Genomic DNA, 20,177 nt, shown 5'->3' on the forward strand with positions numbered 1-20,177 from the left:
TCAGGCCGGCTACCCGTCGTCGCCTTGGTAGGCCATCACCCCACCAACAAGCTGATAGGCCGCGGGCTCATCCTGCACCGCCGGAGCTTTCCACCCGCCGAGATGCCTCGGCAGGTCGTATCCGGTATTAGACCCCGTTTCCAGGGCTTGTCCCAGAGTGCAGGGCAGATTGCCCACGTGTTACTCACCCGTTCGCCACTAATCCACCCCGAAGGGCTTCATCGTTCGACTTGCATGTGTTAAGCACGCCGCCAGCGTTCGTCCTGAGCCAGGATCAAACTCTCCGTGAATGTTTACCGGTAATCCGGTCTTACACTCGCGTTGAGCGGAACAACCAGGCGGAATAAGCCCGGTCGTTCACAGCGTCCTCGCTGTGTGTGCCATCCCCTGTAACAGGGATGGACTTTAAAGGAACCTCATCCATCGAGATGGACGGGGTGTCAACATATCTGGCGTTGACTTTTGGCACGCTGTTGAGTTCTCAAGGAACGGACGCTTCCTTTGTACTCACCCTCTCGGGCTTTCCTCCGGGCGCTTCCCTTCGTTGTTTCACACTCTATCAGGACTTTTCCGGCCCTTTCACCGCCCGTTTCTCTCCATGCACAAGGCATGCAAAGAAGCACAGCGGATCCAGGAATTGGATCCCATCCGATTGGAGTGCCGCCCTCGCCTCGCTCGCAGTTGTCTGCGGGCCTCGGTCGTGGGCAGGGATCCGACAGTACATGCACCGCCGGAGCGAGGCAAATCGATTACTCACCGCACACGGTCCTCGCGCGCACGCCCGTGCGGAATCCCCAGTTCCTATGACTTAGGCTTCCGACCAGCGCGCCGTCCAGGACAGGTAGTGACGGCGTGTGATGAATCTTCACCTCTGGGAGGCTTCCCATGACCACCGTGACGTCCCCGATCGCCGGACGCGCCATCGGGCTCGCGGCAGTGCCCGACCCCGTCTTCTCCGGCGCGATGGTGGGCCCCGGTACCGCAATCGACCCCGTGCGTGAGCCCGCCACCGCGGTCTCGCCCGTCGATGGCGTCATCGTCTCGCTGCACCCGCACGCCTTCGTCGTCGTGGACGGGGAGGGGCACGGCGTGCTCACCCACCTCGGCATCGACACCGTGCAGCTCAACGGCGAGGGCTTCGAGCTGCTCGTCAACAAGGGCGACACCGTGACCCGTGGCCAGGACATCGTGCGCTGGAACCCGGTCGCCGTCGAGGAGGCCGGCAAGTCCCCGGTCTGCCCGATCGTCGCGCTCGAGGCCACGCCGGACGCGCTGGGCGACATCCGTGAGGACGGCGACCTCAAGGCCGGCGACACCCTCTTCAGCTGGCAGTGACGTTTCACCTGCAGTGACCTTGAGCCGTCGGCGGCACCGGCAACGGCCGTGGCCCCCGGCGGCACGTACGACATCCACTGCGGCGGCTCGGTCCGCCGCATCCGACCGGAGACGGGTGAAATGGAGACAACGCTGCGAGGCGTCGGCGTGAGCCACGGTGTGGCGATCGGCGAGGTGCGGCACATGGGCACGGCGGTTCTGGAGCCGCCGGCCAAGCAGATTCCGACGGACGAGGCGCCGCGCGAGCAGGGGCGTGCGCGCCAGGCCGTCGAGGCCGTGGCCGCCGACCTCATCGCGCGCGGCAACCTGGCCGGTGGCGAGGCCCAGCACGTGCTCGAGGCCCAGGCCATGATGGCGCAGGACCCGGAGCTGATGGCCGACGTCGAACGGCGCATCACCGTCGGCAGCACCGCGGAGCGCGCGGTGTACGACGCCTTCGCCGCCTACCGCGCGCTGCTGGCCAACGCCGGCGAGTACCTGGCGGGCCGCGTGGCCGACCTGGACGACGTGCGCAACCGCATCGTCGCGCGCCTGCTGGGTGTGCCGATGCCGGGTGTGCCGGACAGCGACGAGCCGTATGTGCTGATCGCGCGGGACCTCGCACCCGCCGACACCGCGCTGCTCGACCCCACGCTGGTGCTGGGCTTCGTGACCGAGGAGGGCGGGCCGACCAGTCACTCCGCCATCCTGGCGCGGGCGCTCGGCGTGCCGGCCGTGGTGGCGCTGCCGGGTGCGGGCGAGCTGGCCGAGGGCACGGTGGTGGCCGTGGACGGCAGCACGGGTGACATCTTCGTCGACCCGAGCCCGGAGAAGCGCGCGGAGCTGACGAGGGCGGCCGAGGAGCGGAAGGCGGCGCTGTCCGCTTCGTCCGGTCCGGGCGCGACGTCCGACGGGCACAAGGTGCCGCTGCTGGCGAACGTCGGCGGCCCGGCGGACGTGCCGGCCGCGGTCGAGGCGGGTGCGGAGGGCGTGGGCCTGTTCCGTACCGAGTTCCTCTTCCTGGACGACAGCAAGCAGGCGCCGTCGGAGGCCAAGCAGGTCGAGGCCTACCGCAAGGTGCTCGAGGCGTTCCCCGAGGGCCGTGTGGTCGTGCGGGTGCTGGACGCGGGCGCGGACAAGCCGCTGGACTTCCTGACGCCGGCCGACGAGCCCAACCCGGCCCTCGGGGTGCGGGGTCTGCGCACGCTGCTGGACCACCCGGAGGTGCTGCGGACGCAGCTGACCGCGCTGGCCAAGGCGGCCGAAGGACTGCCGGTCTACCTCGAGGTCATGGCCCCGATGGTGGCGGACCGGACCGACGCCAGGGCGTTCGCGGACGCGTGCCGCGAGGCCGGGCTGCAGGCGAAGTTCGGCGCGATGGTGGAGATTCCGTCCGCCGCGCTGCGGGCGCGTTCGATCCTGCAGGAGGTCGAGTTCCTCTCGCTGGGCACGAACGACCTGGCGCAGTACACCTTCGCCGCCGACCGTCAGGTGGGCGCGGTCTCGCGGCTGCAGGACCCGTGGCAGCCCGCGCTGCTCGACCTGATCGCCGCGTCGGCCGAGGCCGCCAAGGCCGAGGGCAAGAGCTGTGGCGTGTGCGGTGAGGCCGCGTCGGACCCGCTGCTGGCCTGTGTGCTGACCGGTCTGGGCGTGACGAGCCTGTCCATGGGCGCCGCCTCCATCCCGTATGTGCGGGCCACGCTGGCCAAGCACACGCTCGCCCAGTGCGAGCGCGCCGCGGCTGCCGCCCGTGCCACGGACTCGGCCGAGGAGGCCCGCCTGGCCGCGCAGGCCGTGCTGTCCGGCGAGTGATCCGGCGCGCGTGATGTCGGCGCGTGTGATGTGAGGGGTGTCCCCGTCTTCGGGCGGGGACACCCCTTTCTTCCTTTGTCCGCCCTTACGCGTCTCCCTCCAGGTCGAGGGGGATCCCGGCGCGGTACTCGACGCCGGGCTCCGGCGGTACGGGCTCGCCGGTCTCGGCGTCGGTGCAGTAGGCGGCGAAGACCTCGGCCTCGGTCAGCGGGCGGAGGCCGCCGTCGCGTACGTTCCAGCCGCGGACCGTCTCGGGGTGGTCGGGGGCTTTGGTGCGCAGGACGACTCCGCCGGGCCGGTCCAGGGCGATGCCGGCCGCGAGGACCGTGCAGAACACCAGGGCCGAGGCTTCGCCCAGGTACAGGCCACCGTCGCGGCACTCGGCGTGGAGCACGGCGATGAGCGGCGGCTTCCCTTCCAGGGGGACGCTGCACACGAGGTGGTGCGCCCCCTCCCCCACCGCTTCGATCAGCAGGCGCAGGGCCTTCGAGGCGCGGGCGAACGCGGCCCTGCCGATGTCCTCGCTGCAGGCGGCGCAGTCGCCGCCGCGGGAGAGGAGGGTGGAGGCGTACTCCCACGTGGCCTGTTGTTCGGCCTCGTCGACGAGGCGGGGCAGGAGCCGGGCGATGGGCTGGCCCTCGTACGGGATCGTGGTGCCGGCCGCGGCGACGTCGGCGGTGTAGCGGGTGCGGCTGGCGGCGGTGTCGGGGTCGATGTGGTGGTCGGCGCAGTACTCCTCGTAGTCGCGGGGGTCGAACAGGGCGACGCTGGTGTAGGTGCCCTGTGCGGCCATGGAGCGCAGCAGTCCCTCGACCTGCCGCAGGTAGGTGGCGTGGTCGTCGAAGAGGAAGGACCGGTATCGCCGCATGGCGGCGAAGTCCTTCCGGTCGGCCAGGACGGCCACCGTGCTGGGTGCTTCCGTGCGTAGCGCGCGTCGCGCGTTCAGGCGCTTCCGGCTCCGGCCGTTGTCGGTGTGCGGCATGGACTCCCCCTCGGTGCGCGTGATCGATACTCACTCACCGTAACGGGGGGCACTGACAACGGCCTTCGGGCAGGGTTCCGGTGCCGGTTCGTCAGCGGCGTTCGCTGCCCAGGCGCTCGTAGAAGGCCAGGAGTCCGGCGTCGTCGACGGATCCGGGGTTGACCGCCTTGTCCAGCGGGGTGCCCTGGAGGAGCCGCTTGACCGGGACCTCGATGCGCTTGCCGGTGAGGGTGTGGGGGATGGCGGGGACCTCGATGACCTCGTCGGGGACGTGGCGGGGGGACAGCTGCTCGCGGATGGTGCGCTTGATGCGGTCGAGGAGTGCGTCGTCCAGCGTGGCGCCCGGTGCGAGGTGGACGAACAGCGGCATCCAGTAGCCGCCGTCGGGCCGTTCGACGCCGACGACGAGGGATTCGCGGATCTCGGGCAGGCGTTCCACGGCCTCGTAGATGTCGGCGGAGCCCATGCGGACGCCCTGCCGGTTGAGGGTGGAGTCGGACCGGCCGTGGATGACGACGGTGCCGCGCGAGGTGAGGGTGATCCAGTCGCCGTGGCGCCAGACGCCGGGGAACATCTCGAAGTAGCTGTCGCGGTAGCGGCTGCCGTCGGGGTCGTTCCAGAACCGGATCGGCATGGAGGGCATGGGGTTGGTGACGACGAGTTCGCCGACCTCGTCGACGACGGGCTTGCCGTGCGCGTCCCAGGCCTGCAGGTCCGTGCCCAGGCAGGGGGCCTGGAGCTCGCCGATGTACACGGGCAGGGTCGGCACGGCGCCCGCGAAGCAGCTGCAGACGTCCGTGCCGCCGCTGACCGAGGCGATCCACATGCCGTCCGCGCCCTCCGCCTGGAATTCTTCGTGGATCCAGCGGAAGCCGTCCGGCGGGAGCGGGGAGCCGGTGGTGGCGACGCAGCGGACGCGGGAGAGGTCGAAGTCGCGGCCCGGGTGGACGCCGGCCTTGCGGCAGGCCATCACATAGGCGGCGGAGGTGCCGAAGAGGGTGGCCCCGGTGCGTTCGGCGATGCGCCACTGGGCGGCGGTGTCGGGGTGGCCGGGGCTGCCGTCGTAGAGGACGACGGTGGAGCCGACCAGGAGGCCGGAGACGAGGAAGTTCCACATCATCCAGCCGGTGGAGGTGTACCAGAAGAAGCGGTCGCCGGGGCCGAGGTCGCAGTGCAGGGCAAGCTGCTTGAGGTGTTCGAGGAGGATGCCGCCCTGGGACTGGACGATGGCCTTGGGCAGGCCGGTGGTGCCGGAGGAGTAGAGCACCCACAGCGGGTGGTCGAAGGGGACCTGTTCGAAGACGGGCTCCACGTCGGCCGCCACCAGGTCGTCCCACTCCAGCGTTCCCTGCGGGGCGGGGGTGCCGAGCAGCGGGATGTGGACGACCGCGCGCAGGGTGGGCAGTTCGGCGCGCAGCTCGGTGACGACGTCGGTGCGGTCGTGGCGCTTGCCGCCGTAGCGGTAGCCGTCGACGGTGAACAGGACGACGGGCTCGACCTGCTGGAAGCGGTCCAGGACGCTGCGGGCGCCGAAGTCGGGGGCGCAGGAGGTCCAGACGGCGCCGACGGCGGCGCTGGCGAGGAGGGCGACGACGGCCTGCGGGATGTTGGGCAGGTAGCCGCTGACGCGGTCGCCGGGGCGCACGCCGAGGCGGCGCAGCTCCTGGGCCAGGGAGCCGACCTGGCGGCGGAGTCCGGCCCAGGTGACGGGGCGGGGCTCGTGGGTCTCGTCCACATACAGCAGAGCCGCCTCGCCGGCTCTGGCGGGGTCCTCGGCGGCGCGCAGGGCGTGTTCGGCGTAGTTGAGGCCGGCGCCGGGGAACCACTGGGCGCCGGGCATGGCGCGGTCGGCGAGCACGCGCGCGTAGGGGGTGGTGAAGCGGACGTCGCACCATTCGGCGACGGCCTGCCAGAAGCGCTCGAGCTCCTCCACCGACCAGCGGTGCAGGGCCGCGTAGCTCGCGGCGGTGTCGCCGGGGACGGGGGCGGGGGCGCCGTGTCCGGCGGCCGCCCAGGCGTGGAAGCGGGTGACCTGCGCGCTGGCGATGCGGTCCTCGCCGGGGCTCCACAGGGGCTCCGGCCGGTCGACGGGCTGCGGTGCGGTGGTCATCTGGCTGCTCCCGGGCTGTACGCGTCGTGGGCGGCGTCACGCGCACGTGCGGGGTGGGCGCGTGACGTGGCTGACCAGGACGATGCCATGTGATCGACTCGGGCACCAGGGTTGGCGCCGCAGATCACGTGAGGGGGCATCGCCCTGAGGGGGTGAACGGCAGTTGAACGGTGCACGCACCGGTGGGGGCGGGTGGCAGGGTGAGCGGCATGGACGCTGGTGACGTTGTGCGGTCGGTGAAGTGGATGGCCGCGTTGCGGGTGGTGGGGAGCGCTCAGGGGCTGCGTTCCGTGCGGTCGGCGTGGCGCAGGCAGCGGGCGGACGCGATGGGGCTGCCTCGGCCGGGGGCGGGGCGGGCGCGGGTGCCGGGTGCGGCGGTGGGGGCGGATCCGGAGCCGGGGGGCGGGGTGGTGCGGTTCGCGCGGTCGTCGCTGCGGGTCCGGGTGGCGGCAGGGGGCGCGGTGTTCTGCGGCTGGGACGGCGCGGAGCCGGAGCCGTCGTACGCGCTGGCCGGGCCGGTTCCGGACGCCGACGAGCGGGCGGTGCTGGAGCCGGACACGGACGGTGGCTGGCGGGTGGTGTCCGAGCGGGTGCTGGTGGTGGTCTCGCGGCACGGCGTGGTGGAGGTGCGCACGCCGGGCGGGGTGGTGCTGCGCCGTGATCTGCCGCCGCGCTGGTGGGAGCCGGCGGCGCGGGTGCCGGGCGGGGCGCGCTGGGTGCAGCGGTCGGAGGTGGCGGCGGACGCGCGGTTCTTCGGGCTGGGCGGACGGGCGGCGGGGCCGCGGCTGCGGGACGGCTCGTACCGGCTGTGGAACACCGATCCGGGGCCGTTCGAGCCGGGTGAGGATCCGCTGTACATCACGATGCCGGTGCAGCTGGTGGTGGCGGACGCGGGGACGCACCTGGTGTTCCACGACAACACGTGGGACGGCAGGGTGTCGCTGGCGGAGGGCGAGGAGGGCGCGGGGTCGGGGCACGACCGGCCGGGGCGTTGTGAGATCCGGATGGACGGGGGGCCGCTGCGCTACTGGGTGATGGTGGGTACGCCGGCGCGGGTGCTGCACGGCTGGGCGGCGCTGACGGGTCCGGCCGCGCTGCCGCCGGCGTGGGCGCTGGGGTATCAGCACGCGCGCTGGGGGTTCGGCAGCGAGCGGGAGGTGCGGCGGGTGGTGGCGGGTTACCTGGAGCGTGGGCTTCCGCTGTCGGCACTGCATCTGGACATCGACCACTACCGGGGGCACCGGGTGTTCACGGTGGACCGGGAGCGGTTTCCCGATCTGCCGGGGATGGCGGCGGATCTGCGCCGGGAGGGGGTGCGGCTGGTGTCCATCGTGGATCCGGCGGTCAAGGCCGAGCCGGGGCTCGCGGTGTACGACGACGGGGTGGAGGCGGACGCGTTCGTGAGGGACGCGCGGGGGCGGCTGGTGCGGGGCGAGGTGTGGCCGGGCGAGTCGGTCTTCCCGGACTTCACCGATCCGGGGGTGCGCCGGTGGTGGGGCGGGCTGTACGCGGAGCGGCTGGTGCAGGGCTTCTCCGGGTTCTGGCACGACATGAACGAGCCGGTGTCGTTCGCCGCGTTCGGCGACCGCTCGCTGCCGCTCTCGGCCCGGCACGCCCTGGAGGGGCGGGGCGGTGACCACCGTGAGGCGCACAACGTGTACGGGCTGGCCATGGCGCGCGCGGGTTACGAGGGGCTGTGCGAACTGCGGCCGCAGGACAGGCCCTTCCTGTTCTCGCGTTCGGGCTGGGCGGGCATGCAGCGGTACGGCGGCACGTGGTCGGGTGACGTGGCGACGGGCTGGCCGGGGCTGCGGGCGTCGCTGGCGCTGGTGCTGGGGCTGGGGTTGTGCGGGGTGCCGTACTCGGGGCCGGACATCGGCGGGTTCACGGGGTTCCCCTCGCCCGAGCTGTATGTGCGGTGGTTCCAGCTGGGGGCGTATCTGCCGTTGTTCCGTACGCACGCGGCGATGTCGGCGGGACGGCGGGAGCCGTGGGAGTTCGGCGCGCATGTGCTGGAGCACGCGGCCGCGGCGCTGCGGGAGCGGACGCGGCTGCTGCCGTACTTCGTGACGCTGGCGCATCTGGCCCAGCGGACGGGGGCGCCGTATGTGCGGCCGTTGTGGTGGCGTTCGCCGGAGGACCGGGTGCTGCGGGACTGCGAGGACGCGTTCCTGCTGGGTGATTCGCTGCTGGTGGCGCCGGTGCTGGAGGCGGGGGCCGACCGGCGGGCGGTGCGGCTGCCGCGCGGGCGGTGGTACGACACGGCGACGGGCCGGGCGTACGAGGGGCCGGGGCAGGTGCTCCTGGACGCTCCGCTGTCGCGCGTTCCGGTGCTGGCGCGCGCGGGTTCGGTGGTGCCGGTGGCGGGTGCGGACGGGGAGGTGGAGCTGGAGGTGTGGGCGCCGGCTCCGGGGCGTACGGGCGGCGGGGTGCTGATCACGGACGCGGGCGAGGGGTGGGAGCGGCCGGAGGTGGTGCGCTTCACGACGCGTTCGCGCGGCGGGGTGGTGACGGTCGAGCAGGAGGGCGCGGCGGAGGTGGGGTACCGGGTGCGGACGCACGGCTGAGACAGGCGGTGGTGCGCGCCCCCCTCCCGCGCGACCCCTTCCGCGCGGGCCGTCGCGGCTGGTATGTGGAGGGGCCATGTCGAAGTTCTCCGCCGTATGGCGTGTCATGGCCCTGTCGCTGGCGGCGCTGTCCGCCGCTCTGATGTCCCCTCCCGCCGCCGTGGCGGCGCCGCGTTCCGCGCCGCCGGCGGGGTTCGTCGCCCTCGCCGATGTGGATCCCACCATCGTCCAGGAGATGCGCTACACCACCGTCCACAATTTCACGGGTCATCGCATCGACGGTTATCTGCGGCCCCGGTGCCTGCTGACGCGTCCGGCCGCCGAGGCGCTGCGCCGGGCGCAGCGGGTGCTGCTGCGTCAGGGCTATACGCTCAAGGTATACGACTGCTACCGGCCGCAGCGTGCGGTGAACGACTTCGTGGAGTGGGCGAAGGACCTGCGGGACGTGCGGATGAAGGGGGAGTTCTATCCGCGCGTGGAGAAGTCGCGGCTGTTCGAGGACGGCTACATCGCCGCGAAGTCGGGGCACAGCAGGGGCAGCACGCTGGATCTGACGATCGTACGGCTGCCGGCGCTTCCCACCCGTCCGTACGTACCGGGTGAGCCCTTGGTGCCGTGCTTCGCGCCGAAGGCCGAGCGTTTCCCGGACAACTCGGTGGACATGGGGACCGGCTTCGACTGCTTCGACACGCTGTCCCACACCCTCGACCCGCGCGTCACGGGCCGGCAGCGGGCGAACCGGCTACTGCTGAAGGCAACGATGGAACGGGCCGGCTTCGTCAATCTGCCGGAGGAGTGGTGGCACTACACGCTGCGCGGTGAGCCGTACCCGGACACCTACTTCGACTTCCCCGTGCGCTGAGCGCCGCCGCCCGGTCTCAGACGGTCGCCGGCCTGCGGCCGACCACCCCGTCGGCCAGGGCGTGCTCGACGACGGAGACCAGGACCTCCTTGACCGACTCACGCTCGCGGGCGTCGCACATCACCACGGGCACGCCGGGGTCGAGGTCGAGTGCGTCGCGCACGGCCTCCTCGGGGTGGCGTTCGGCGCCGTCGAAGCAGTTGACGGCGAGGGTGAAGGCGATGCCCCGGCGCTCGAAGTAGTCGACGGCCGCGAAGCAGTCCTCCAGGCGGCGGGTGTCGGCGAGGACGACCCCGCCCAGCGCGCCCTGGGCCAGCTCGTCCCACAGGAACCAGAAGCGGTTCTGGCCGGGGGTGCCGAACAGGTAGAGGACGAGGTCGTCGCGGAGGGTGATCCGGCCGAAGTCCATGGCGACGGTGGTGGTGCGCTTGCCCTCGACGCCGGCGGTGTCGTCGACCGGGCGGCTCGCCTCGGTGAGGAGCTCCTCGGTGCGCAGCGGCTTGATCTCGCTGATGGCGCCGACCAGGGTGGTCTTGCCCACGCCGAAGCCGCCGGCGACCAGGAGCTTGAGGGCCACGGGAGTGACCGCGGGCGGTATGCGGCGGTCAGTGCGCCCGAACACCATGGGTTTTTCCTCCGATTCAGGGTCAGTGCGGCATCGCGCTCCCCCGTGATAGTGATCGTTCCGTAAAGGGCCGCCGGTCGACAACCCCCGGCCGGCCCCCGTTCCGGCCGGGTGTGTCACAGGGCGCGCAGGCCCTCGATGACCTCGCGCAGGATGCCCTCGTCGGGCAGTTCGGCGGGCGGGACCGGGCGGGAGACGCGGACGTAGCCGGCGTCGATGAGGTCACCCACCAGGACCCGCACCACGCCGACCGGCAGGTCGAGTCCGGCGGCCAGTTCGGCCACGGACCGGGGGTCGGCGCGGACCAGGTCGGCGATGTCGAGGTGTTCCGGGGACAGGGTCCGGTCGGCGACGGCGTGCACGTCGTCCGGGTGCTCGGCCAGGAAGTCCTCGGCGATGACGAGCGCGATCAGGTCGAGCCGGTCCTCCGCGGGGCCCCGTGTGCGGCCCCGGGTCATGGTGTACGGGCGGACCACCGGGCCCGCCGCGTCGTCGTACCAATGGTCTCCGGTCATGCCGCCCGTCACTCGTCGGCGGCGCCGGCCCGCGGAGCGGTGGCCAGGTGCGCGCCCACGCGTTTGACGAGCAGGGTCATCTCGTAGGCGACCAGGCCGATGTCGGAGTCGGCGTCGGCGAGGACGGCCAGGCAGCTGCCGTCGCCGGCGGCGGTGACGAACAGGAACGCCTGGTCCAGTTCGACCACGGTCTGGCGGACGTCACCCGCGTCGAAGTGCCGGCCCACGCCCTTGGCGAGGCTGTGGAAGCCGGAGGCGACGGCGGCCAGGTGTTCGCCGTCCTCCCGGCTGAGGTCCTTCGAGGTGCCGGTGGCCAGGCCGTCGCCGGACAGGACGAGGGCCTTGCGGATGCTGCCGACGCGCTCGACGAGGTCGTCGAGGAGCCAGTTGAGCTCGCCCGCGGCGGCGGCCGGCCGGGTCTGGCCGGGCTGCGCCGGGGCGTTGCGTATCGCGGACTTCGGTGCGGTCATCGACCGTCCCCCTCAGTTGTTGTTCCTGGTGCTGGTGTGCTCGGTGAGTCGATCGCCCCATTGTCCTCCCGGCCGCGCTGCCAGCCGCGCTGCATGGCGCTCATCCTGGCCCGTACCTCGTCGGCGTCGCGGTCGGCTCCGGGCGCCGCGGGGTCGGGCAGCGGCCGGGCGCGGGCCGGGGGCTCCTTGAGCTGGGGGGCGAGGCTGGCCTGGCGCACGCGCCGGGGCAGGCCGCCGGTGGGCGTTCGCTCCTGCCCGGGGCCGCCGGCCGGATCCTTCGCGGGGCGCGTGCCGGTGACGATGCGTCCGTGGTCGGAGACCAGGACGGGGGGCCTGCGGCGCGGCAGCGGCGTGGGCCCGTCATCCGCCTGCTGGTGCTGCTCGCCCGGCGGGACGGGCCCGGCGGCCAGGCGGCGCAGGATGCCGCCGGCGTCCTCCGTGCCGTCGCCGGGCCCGGCCTCGAACGGGGAGGGCGTGGCATCCAGGTCGATGGCGGCGCCGAGGGGGAACAGGCCGTCGCGCGGGTCGAACTCCTCCTGGTAGGAGTAGCCCGGCGCCTTGCGCTCCTGCGCCGCTGTGGGCCGTACGACGGGCCGGCCGCCGGTGTCCTCGGCGGCGGGGTTCGTCCTGCGGGGCGCTCCCTCGCTCAGCAGCGCGGCGGGGATGAACACCACGGCCGTGGTGCCGCCGTACGGGGAGGGCTGGAGCGAGACGCGCACGCCCTGCCGCTCGGCGAGCCGGCTGACCACGAACAGGCCGAGGCGGTCGGTGTCGGACAGCTCGAACTCGGGCGTCTCGGCGAGGCGGAGGTTGGCCTCGAGCAGGGCGTCGGCGTCCATGCCCAGGCCGCGGTCGTGGATCTCGAGGGTGAAGCCGTTGGAGACGCGCTCGCCGTGGACCTGGACCGCGGTGTGCGGCGGGGAGAAGACGGTGGCGTTCTCCAGCAGTTCGGCGACGAGGTGGGTGAGGTCGGCGACGGCGGGGCCGCTGAGGGCCAGCCGGGGCAGGCGGCGCACCTCGATGCGCTCGTAGGCCTCGACCTCGCCGACGGCCGCCCGTACGACGTCCATGAGCTGGACGGGCTTGCGCCACTGCCGGGAGGGGGCGGCGCCGGAGAGGATGACCAGTCCCTCGGCGTGGCGGCGCATGCGGGTGGTGAGGTGGTCGAGGCGGAAGAGGTCGGCGAGGTGGTCGGTGTCCTCGGTGCGGCGCTCCATGGTGTCCAGCAGAGTCAGCTGGCGGTGCAGCAGGACCTGGCTGCGGCGGGCGAGGTTGACGAAGACGTCGGAGACGCCGCGGCGCATCTCGGCCTGCTTGACGGCGGCCTCGACGGCGGCGCGCTGGAGGGTGTTGAGGGCCTGGCCCACCTGGCCGAGCTCGTCGGGGCCGTAGGCGAGGCGGGGGGCCTCGGTCTCGACGTCGACGCGCTCGCCGGCGGCCAGGCGGCGCATCACGGCGGGCAGCCGGACGCCGGAGACCTCGTGGGCCTCCCGGCGCAGCCGGCTCAGGTCCCGCACCAGTCCGCGGCCCACGCGCAGGGAGATGACGAGCGAGCAGACCAGGGCGGCGAGGCCCAGGACGCCGGCGATCGCGGCCTTGGTCAGCACGCCGATGGCCACCGGTTGGACGCGGTCGCCGAACCGGTGGCTGGCCTCGGTGCCCATCCGGCCGAGGTCGTCGAGGACGGGGGTGACGGCGGACTGCCAGCGCCGGGCGTCGATGACGTGGACGGCCCGGGAGGCGCCGGCGAGGACGACGGTGTCCTCGGCGGCGCCCAGCGCCTGGGCGTTGGTGCCGCGCCAGTAGTCCTCGAAGATCTTCTGGTCGGCGACGGGCAGCAGGGCCAGGTTGGTGCTGTAGAGGATCCTGCGTTCGGCGACGCGGTCGGAGAAGGCGCGCAGGTCCTGGCGGCTCATGCTGCCGGCGGCGAGGGCGGAGGCGAGCAGGGCGTCCTCGCGGGAGACGGCCTCGCGGGCGCGGGTGAGGCCGACCAGGGCGCGGCCCTGCTTGTCCATGTCGGCGTCCTGGAGGGCGCTGAGGCTGCCCAGGAAGTCGTAGTACGGCTCGATGAGTTCGTTGTAGGCCTGGAGGGCGCTGTAGCGGGTGACCGTGTTGTCCTCGACCCTGCGGCGCAGGCCCTCGATGCTGTCGAGGCTCTTCTCGATGGCGTGGAAGCGGCGCGCGGAGTCGGCACTCATCTCGTCGCGCACGCCGCCGTCGACGCGGGAGCGGAAGGTGGTGACCGTCCGGTCGGTGGCACGCTGCAGGGCGCGCAGTTCGGCCAGCGCGTCGGCGCGGCCGGGATCGGCGAGGTGGACGAGGGTCTGGCGGCGCTCCTTCTGCAGGGCGCGGGCCATGTCCTCGGCGGGGTAGCCGACCTTGCGCATGACGTCGGCGACGGAGAGCAGCTGGGCGGCCTCGGTGCCGGTGATGACGGTGGCGAACGCCCACAATCCGGTCAGGGACACCAGGGGCACCAGCAGCAGCGCCACGATCTTCCGGCGGATCGACTTCCCGCGAAAGCGCATGGCCTCCCCTACGTCAACCCCGGCGCCCGGGGGTGGTGTTCCGACAGTGATGCGGCGTGCAGTAATGCGGCGTGAGCCTACTACTGCGGGGTACGTGACTCGAAGGCCAGTGCGGCGGACGGACGGCGGTCTGGCCGGATTTCCCCTGCCCGCCGGAATCCTCCCGTGCGGGGGAACCTTCGGCGGCCGCCGTTCGCTCCTTATTTTTGGGTGCTTTTGGGAAGAGCCCGTGCGGGGCAGCCACTGGGGGAGGTGAGCCGCCGATGGACCACGACCGTGTGCACGACGTGCCGTCGTACCGCGCCCGCAGGCCGTTGTGGGTCGAGGAGCCGGCCCGCAGGCCGAGGATGCCCGACCCGGTCCGGTCGTCCGCGGTGCGGGCGGGCCTGATCGTCGCGGTGACGCTGGTGGTGACCATGGTCACGATACTGTTCGCGCTCGCCGGCTCCTGGTACGCGTTCCCGGCGGTGCTGTGCGCGGTGGCCAGCACGGTGGCCGCGACGTGGGGCGTGCTCGATGTGCTGGTGACGCGTCAGGTGTGGCTGCAGCGGCACGGCGTGGTGTCCGTGCCCAGCAGCTCGGCGCGCGGGATACGCCGGGCACGCTCCCCGCGCTTCCCCTGACCGGCCGCCGGCGGGCAGCGCCTTCCCCGGCGGACGGGCCGTCGGGGAAGGCGCGGACGCGGTGGTGCCGGCGGAGCCGCTACCGTCCCGCCGGTGCGGCCTCCTCCTCCGTGGGGCGGCGGAACATCCGCGTGGCCGTGATCTCGCCGTGCACCTTCTCGGCGTCGGGGTCCTGCGGCTGCGGCAGCCCCGGCCGCAGGTGCTCCTCGACGCTGATGTACTTCAGGCCCGCCCTCAGGTCCGCGTCGTTGCGCAGCCGGATGACCAGGGGGAATTCGGCCAGCGCCGTGGTGTCGAAGAGGCCGGTGGTGTACAGCAGCTGGACGCCCAGCGCGTCGGCGACGGCCCGCTGGAGCTCCAGCAGGTAGGTGGCGTTGGCGCGGCCGATGGGGTTGTCGAGGAACAGCGTGCCCGCGTGCCGCTGCTTGTCGCGGCCGCGGTCGTTGCTGCGCAGCGCCGCCATGGTGCAGTAGAGCGCGATCGCGGCGGTCAGCAGCTGGCCGCCGGAGAAGACGTCGCCCATCTGGCCCACCGGCACCCGCTCGGCGCGCAGCACCGCGTCCGGCTTGAGGATCTCCACGGCCACGCCGCGCGGCAGCAGGGCCGCCCGTACGCCGCGCAGCAGCAGGGACATGCCGTCCCGGCGCAGGTCGGAGTTCTTCTTCACGGCGGAGCGGGTGGCCTCGTCGATGACCTCGCCCAGGCGCTCGGTGAGCGTGGACTGGTCCGGATCCTCGAAGCGGATGCGCAGGAACTCCTGGCCCGACCACTCCCCCAGCCCCTCGGGCAGCCGGGACAGGCGCTGCGCCGAACGCAGCGTGGCCAGCGAGGACTCCACCAGGCCGCGCAGCCGGTCGACGATGCTGTCGCGGTTGCGCTCGAGCTGTTCCAGCTCATCGGTCAGCACGCGCAGGCGGGGTGCGAAGGCCTCCGCCCAGGCCGTGGCATGTTCGGGCAGGGCGGCGGCGGGCAGTTCGCGGATCTGCTGGCGGGCGGGGGTGCGCACCTGCTCGTAGCGGGTGGAGTTGGCGTGCCGGACGAGCACGTCGCCGGCCTCGCGGACCGCGGCCTCGGCGGCGGAGAGGTCGCCGGCGCAGCCGCGCAGGGAGCGCCGCACCTCGGCCGCGGCCTGCCGGGCCTCCTCGAGGGAGCCGGTGTAGGGCTCGGGCTGCTCGGGGTTCTCCTCGGGGGAGTTGTCGCGCAGCAGGTCGCGCAGCAGGGCGGCCGTGTCGTCGAAGCCGGTGGCCGCGTCCTCGGCGGAGCGGTGGGCGCGCAGCAGGTCGGCGTGGACGGTGCGGGCGGTCTCCAGCGCCTCGGTGCGGGCGGCGAGCTCGGCGGTGGCGGTGCGCAGCAGTTCCTTGGCCCGGTCGGCGTCGGCGGGCACCAGCTCCTCGGGGAGCTCGGTGTGGGCCTCCTCGTCGGCGGGGGCGAGCCGTTCGGCCTCGCCGCGCAGCCGGCCCAGCTGCTCGCTGGCGGTGGACGCGCGGCTCTCCAGCATCTGGACGAGCGACTCGGCGCGGGCCGCCGCGGCCTGGCGGGAGGGGCCGTCGGCGCCGTCGGTGCCCTCCAGGAGCTGGGCGGCGCGGGTGCGCACCTTGTTGGTGAGGCGGTCGAGCTCGGCGCGGGCGGCGCTCTCGTCGCTCTCGGCGCGGGCCTGCTCGGCGCGCAGGTCGGCGCCGACGCCGACCTTCTCGTAGACCTGGGAGGCGGTGCGGTAGGCCTCGCGCAGGGCGGGCAGGGAGGCGGCGGGCGGCTCGGTGCCCTCGGGGACCTCGTCGGGCGCGCCCGCGATCTCCGCCCGCTCGGCGCGCAGGGCGCGCGCGGTGCGGCGCGCGTCGTCGGCGGCGCGCTGGGCGGCGCGGCGGTCCTCGTCGGCGGCGCGGGCACGGTCCACGTACGCCTCGGCGCGCTCCTCCGCCTCGGCGGCCTCCTCGGCCAGTTCGCGCTGCCGGCTCTGCCAGTTGGCGCGCTCGCGCAGCCGGTAGGCGAGGCCGGCCAGGGCGTCGGCGACGCGGCGGGCGCGCTGGGCGGTCTCCTGCCGCTCGTCGCGGACCCGGGCCGTCTCGGCGGCGGTCTCCTCCGCCTCGGCACGGGCGGCGCGGACCTCGGCGAGCGCCTGCTGCGCGGCGTCGGCGACCGTGCGGGCGTGCTCGGCCGCGGCGGCCAGCTCGGCCAGGCGCCCGGCCGGGCAGCCGGCCCGCCAGGACGCGAGCCGGGCGGCCAGGGCGCGGTCGCCGGCGAGGCGGGCCGCCACGGCGCGGATCTCCTCGTCGCGGGCCATGGCCCGCTCGCGCAGCGCGTACCGCTCCTCGTCGGCGGCCCGCTCGTCGTGCATGGCGGGGTTCGGCGGCACCAGGAAGACGTCCGTCTCGCCCGCGTCGCGCTCCGGGGCCGGGGCGAGGAGCGCGGCGGCGGTGCCGACGGCCACGGCGGAGCGCGGCAGCAGGGAGGCCGCGGCGAGCGCCTCGCGGGCGCGGGCGTGGGAGCCGACGTCGGTGATCACGACGCCGTCGACGAGCTCGGGGCGCGCGGCCAGCACGGCGGCGTGCCGCGCCGGGTCGACGGACTGGGCGAGGTAGCGCCAGCCCGGCAGGGCGGGGATGCCGTGCTCGCCGAGGAACTCGACGGCGGCCAGCACGTCGGCACTGGGCGGCAGCAGGCCGCCGTCGCCGAGCGCGCCCAGGATGCGGGAGTCGTCGGCCGCCGCGGTCCGCAGCTCGAACAGCTGGCGCTCGGCGGAGGCGACGTTGTCGTCGAGCAGTTCGCGCAGCGCGTCGGCGTTGCGGTCCAGCTCGCCGGCGGTCAGGGGGCCGGCCGGGCGGGTGTCGCCGTCACCGGAGGCGCGCTGTGCCGGCACCGGGCCGGAGGCCGCCTGCTGGGGCAGGCCCAGGAGCTCGACCAGGCGCTGCTCGGAGCCGATGGACTCTGCGGCGCGGCGCTCGGCGTCGTAGGCGCCTTCGGCCGCGGTGGCGGCGTCGCCGGCGCGGTGGGCGGCGAGCTCGGCGCGGGACTCGGCGGCGGCCGCCTCCTTGGCCCGGTCGGCGGCCTGCCGGGCGGACTCGCGGGCGGACTCGTAGGCGGCGACGGCCGGCTTCTCGGCGTCGCTGGCGGCGAGCGCGGCGCGGGCGGGGTCGGCGTCGGGGGCGGTGTCGTCGAGCCAGCCGGCGCGGACGGCCTCGGCGGTCTCCTGCTCGACCTCGGCCAGGCGCTGGCGCAGGTGGCCCGACTCGCTGCGGGCGCGCTGGGCCTCGGTGGCGGCGGAGGTGGCGTCGCGGTGGGCGGCCTCGCTCGCCTCCTGGAGGGCGGCGGAACGCTCCTCCTGCTCGTTGGCGAGCTGCTCGCCCTTCTCGGCCGCGGCGTTGAGGGCGCGCACCAGCTCGACGGCGGCCTGGGTGCGGGCGGCCAGGGCCGGCGCGGCGTCGCGCTCGGCCTCGTGGATGGCGGCGGCCACGCGCGCGGAGCGGTCGGCGGCGGCCCGGTGGCGCAGCACGGTCTCGGCGGCCTGCCACGCGGAGTGCAGGGTACGGGCGTCGTTGAGCTCGCGGCGCTGGGCGGCGGCGGCCTTCTCGGCGGCGGCCAGCGCCAGGGAGGCGTGCCGGTAGGCGAGTTCGGCGGAGACCAGCGAGGCGCGGCCCCGCGCGGTCTCGGCGTCGGTGACGGCGTGCGCGGCGGCGGCGACCTGTCCGGCCAGTTCGGCCGCGCGGCCGCGCTCCTCGGCGCCGCGCGCGGAGAGCCGGCGGGCCAGGACGCGGGTGCGGCCCTCGGCGCCGGCGTGCACCGCGCGGGCCTTCTCGCGCCGGTCCGCGGCCTCGGCGATGCGGGAGAGCAGGTCGAGGGAGCCGGCGGTGAAGTCCCGTTCGGCGGTCAGCTCGGCGCGGCGGCCCAGCTTGTGGGCGAAGCCGTGCACCAGGTCGGCGAGGCCGTCGGTGTCGCGGGTGTCGGTGACCGCGCGCAGCAGCAGGTCGGTGAAGTCGGAGTCGTTCTTGACGGCGAACAGGCCCGCGGCCTCGCCCTCGTCGGCGTTCATCTCGCGCTGGTAGCGGAAGAGTTCGGGGTCCAGGCCGAGCTCGCCGAGGTGTTCGTTCCAGCGCTCGTGGATCTCCTCCCACACCACGTCGAGATTGGGGTAGGCCTTGCCGGCCTCGGTGAGGGCGTCGCGGAAGCCCTTCATGGTGCGGCGGCGGCCGCGCGCGCCGGAGGCGCCGTCCGCCCTCGGCCGCATCGCGGTGGACTCGGCGACCGGCAGCGAGTCGAGGCTCAGTCCGGGGCCGGGGCGGAAGGAGTACCAGGCCTCGGCGAACTTGCGCGGGTCGTTGGAGACCTGGCGGCCGCGCCATTCGCTGACCTTGCCGACCACTACGGACTCGCCGGTCAGAACGTGCTGCCACTCCAGGGCGACGTGCCCGCAGTCGTCGGCGAGGAGGAACTTGCGCAGCACGCCGGAGCTGGCGCCGCCCAGGGTGTTGCGGTGGCCGGGCAGCATCACGGAGAAGATCAGCTTGAGCAGGACCGACTTGCCGCCGCCGTTCTCCAGGAAGAGCACGCCCGCGGGTGCGGGGCGGCGCGGCGGGCCGACCGGCTCGTCCTCGAAGAACTCCGCCTGCGCGGGCGCGGGAGAGGGCACCGGCGCGCCCACTCCGCGCAGGTCCAGCACGGTGTCGGCGTAGCGCGCACCGGCGGGCCCGATGGAGTAGAGGCGGACCCGGGACAGCTCGTACATGGCGGACTCTCGTTGTCGTGACGGGCGGTTGGTTCGGTCGGTTCGGGCGGGACGCGCGCGGCGGGGCGCCCGGGGGTCAGGCGGAGTGGAAGGGCAGGCCGGCGTCGGCCACCAGGTCGAGGGCGTCGGCGTCGTCCGGCGGCAGCAGGGTGGCGCTGCCGTCGGTCACCGGCACCACGCCCAGTTCCAGCAGCTCTGCCATGGCGGCGGAGCCGGCCATGTCGCGGACCTGCAGCTGGTAGCGGGCCGTGGTGCGGAACGCGCCGCCGGCGTCGTCGCCGGTGCGCTGCAGGAAGCCGGAGTCGACGAGGAAGGCGACGGCCTTGGCGATGATGCCGGTGGTGGAGCCGGCCAAGCGGCGGGCGTCCTTGGTGGCTCCGGTGGCGCTGCGGCGCGCGTAGACCCGCCAGGCGGCCTCGAGGCCGGGCGCGTCGGTGGTGGGGTCGGTGTTCTCCCCCTGGGCCGCGGCCCGCTCCTCCAGGCGGCGGCAGGCCTGGCGGACGAACGCGTCGACGCCGTTGACGGTGACGCGGCCGATGTAGCCGTCGTCGGCGAGGTCCTCGGGGCGCGGGAAGGCCATCGCGGCCACCGCGAGGTGGGCGAGCCCGTGCAGGAAGCGGTCGCCGGAGTCGGCGGTGGCCCGGCGGGCGTAGTCGCCCATGCGGACGGCGAAGACGGAGTCCTCGGCGGCGGTGACGGCCATGCCGGCGCGGGTGGACACCTCGAGGACGACCAGCCCGAGCCCGGCGGCGACGGCGTCGGCCAGGCGTGCGAACGCCGGGTCGTCACGGTGGCGGCGCAGCAGCTCGGCGTACTCGGCGTCGCGGGCGGGCTGCAGCTTGGGCTGGAGGCCGAAGGCGACGAGCCGGGCGGCGTCCGCGGCGTCGGCGGGGGTGACGTTGCCGCTCGCCGCTCGGGGTTCGCCGGTTTCGCCTGGTTCGGCGGTGCCCGGCTCTTCCGGGGCCTCGGCGTCGTACTCGGTCACGGTGTGTGCTCCTGCGGTGGGTTGTGCGGGGAGGTGCAGCCGGTTCGGCACCGCCGAGCCGGAC

The 20,177-nt window shown here is 74.0% G+C and carries 12 protein-coding genes, 1 rRNA gene and 1 pseudogene; 5 read left to right on the forward strand and 9 right to left on the reverse strand.

From position 1 onward, the window contains the following. Positions 1 to 290, reverse strand: a 16S ribosomal RNA gene (locus tag ACIG36_RS21610); the annotation flags it as partial. Between the two features lie 595 nt (positions 291 to 885). On the opposite strand from ACIG36_RS21610, the gene ACIG36_RS21615 reads away from it, so the two are divergent. Together ACIG36_RS21615 and ptsP are read left to right on the forward strand one after the other, a co-directional pair. Beyond that, on the forward strand, positions 886 to 1,335 hold the full coding sequence (locus ACIG36_RS21615; protein ID WP_399930134.1) for a PTS glucose transporter subunit IIA: 450 nt from the start codon (positions 886 to 888) through the stop codon (positions 1,333 to 1,335). Positions 1,336 to 1,455: 120 nt separating this feature from the next. Then, positions 1,456 to 3,126: a phosphoenolpyruvate--protein phosphotransferase gene (ptsP, locus tag ACIG36_RS21620; protein WP_399930136.1), complete on the forward strand. Its 1,671-nt coding sequence runs from the start codon at positions 1,456 to 1,458 to the stop codon at positions 3,124 to 3,126. Positions 3,127 to 3,211: 85 nt separating this feature from the next. On the opposite strand, the gene ACIG36_RS21625 is transcribed toward ptsP, so the two are convergent. Together ACIG36_RS21625 and ACIG36_RS21630 are read right to left on the reverse strand one after the other, a co-directional pair. Continuing rightward, positions 3,212 to 4,108 (reverse strand): hypothetical protein, encoded by an 897-nt coding sequence (locus tag ACIG36_RS21625; RefSeq protein WP_399930139.1) that lies wholly within the window; start codon positions 4,106 to 4,108, stop codon positions 3,212 to 3,214. 91 nt (positions 4,109 to 4,199) lie between these two features. Beyond that, positions 4,200 to 6,218: an acetoacetate--CoA ligase gene (locus tag ACIG36_RS21630; RefSeq protein ID WP_399930141.1), complete on the reverse strand. Its 2,019-nt coding sequence runs from the start codon at positions 6,216 to 6,218 to the stop codon at positions 4,200 to 4,202. 209 nt (positions 6,219 to 6,427) lie between these two features. On the opposite strand from ACIG36_RS21630, the gene ACIG36_RS21635 reads away from it, so the two are divergent. Together ACIG36_RS21635 and ACIG36_RS21640 are read left to right on the forward strand one after the other, a co-directional pair. Beyond that, a complete protein-coding gene (locus ACIG36_RS21635; RefSeq protein WP_399930144.1) occupies positions 6,428 to 8,785 on the forward strand; it encodes a glycoside hydrolase family 31 protein in 2,358 nt (785 codons plus the stop codon). Between the two features lie 76 nt (positions 8,786 to 8,861). After that, positions 8,862 to 9,647, forward strand: coding sequence for a M15 family metallopeptidase (locus ACIG36_RS21640; protein ID WP_399930147.1), 786 nt, complete (start codon positions 8,862 to 8,864; stop codon positions 9,645 to 9,647). Positions 9,648 to 9,663: 16 nt separating this feature from the next. Here ACIG36_RS21640 and ACIG36_RS21645 read toward each other — a convergent pair whose 3' ends face one another. The 4 genes from ACIG36_RS21645 to ACIG36_RS21660 form a co-directional block, all read right to left on the reverse strand. After that, a complete protein-coding gene (locus ACIG36_RS21645; RefSeq protein ID WP_399930150.1) occupies positions 9,664 to 10,272 on the reverse strand; it encodes a GTP-binding protein in 609 nt (202 codons plus the stop codon). A 116-nt stretch (positions 10,273 to 10,388) separates the two neighbouring features. Then, positions 10,389 to 10,787, reverse strand: a complete 399-nt coding sequence (locus ACIG36_RS21650) for a DUF742 domain-containing protein (RefSeq protein ID WP_399930153.1) — start codon at positions 10,785 to 10,787, stop codon at positions 10,389 to 10,391. Between the two features lie 8 nt (positions 10,788 to 10,795). Continuing rightward, positions 10,796 to 11,257, reverse strand: coding sequence for a roadblock/LC7 domain-containing protein (locus ACIG36_RS21655; protein WP_399930156.1), 462 nt, complete (start codon positions 11,255 to 11,257; stop codon positions 10,796 to 10,798). Then, on the reverse strand, positions 11,254 to 13,785 hold the full coding sequence (locus tag ACIG36_RS21660; RefSeq protein ID WP_399930158.1) for a nitrate- and nitrite sensing domain-containing protein: 2,532 nt from the start codon (positions 13,783 to 13,785) through the stop codon (positions 11,254 to 11,256). Before ACIG36_RS21660 ends, ACIG36_RS21655 begins: the two co-directional genes overlap by 4 nt. A gap of 263 nt (positions 13,786 to 14,048) precedes the next feature. On the opposite strand from ACIG36_RS21660, the pseudogene ACIG36_RS21665 reads away from it, so the two are divergent. Next, positions 14,049 to 14,390 (forward strand): annotated as a pseudogene (locus ACIG36_RS21665) (hypothetical protein); the annotation flags it as partial. Between the two features lie 97 nt (positions 14,391 to 14,487). Here ACIG36_RS21665 and ACIG36_RS21670 read toward each other — a convergent pair. Beyond that, positions 14,488 to 19,128 carry a hypothetical protein gene (locus ACIG36_RS21670; protein WP_399930161.1) on the reverse strand — a complete coding sequence of 1,547 codons (4,641 nt, stop codon included), beginning with the start codon at positions 19,126 to 19,128 and terminating at the stop codon, positions 14,488 to 14,490. A gap of 76 nt (positions 19,129 to 19,204) precedes the next feature. Beyond that, positions 19,205 to 20,113 carry a hypothetical protein gene (locus ACIG36_RS21675; RefSeq protein ID WP_399930164.1) on the reverse strand — a complete coding sequence of 303 codons (909 nt, stop codon included), beginning with the start codon at positions 20,111 to 20,113 and terminating at the stop codon, positions 19,205 to 19,207. Positions 20,114 to 20,177 lie beyond the last annotated feature (64 nt).

Source organism: Streptomyces sp. NPDC053048, from assembly GCF_044547045.1.
Lineage (GTDB): Bacteria > Actinomycetota > Actinomycetes > Streptomycetales > Streptomycetaceae > Streptomyces.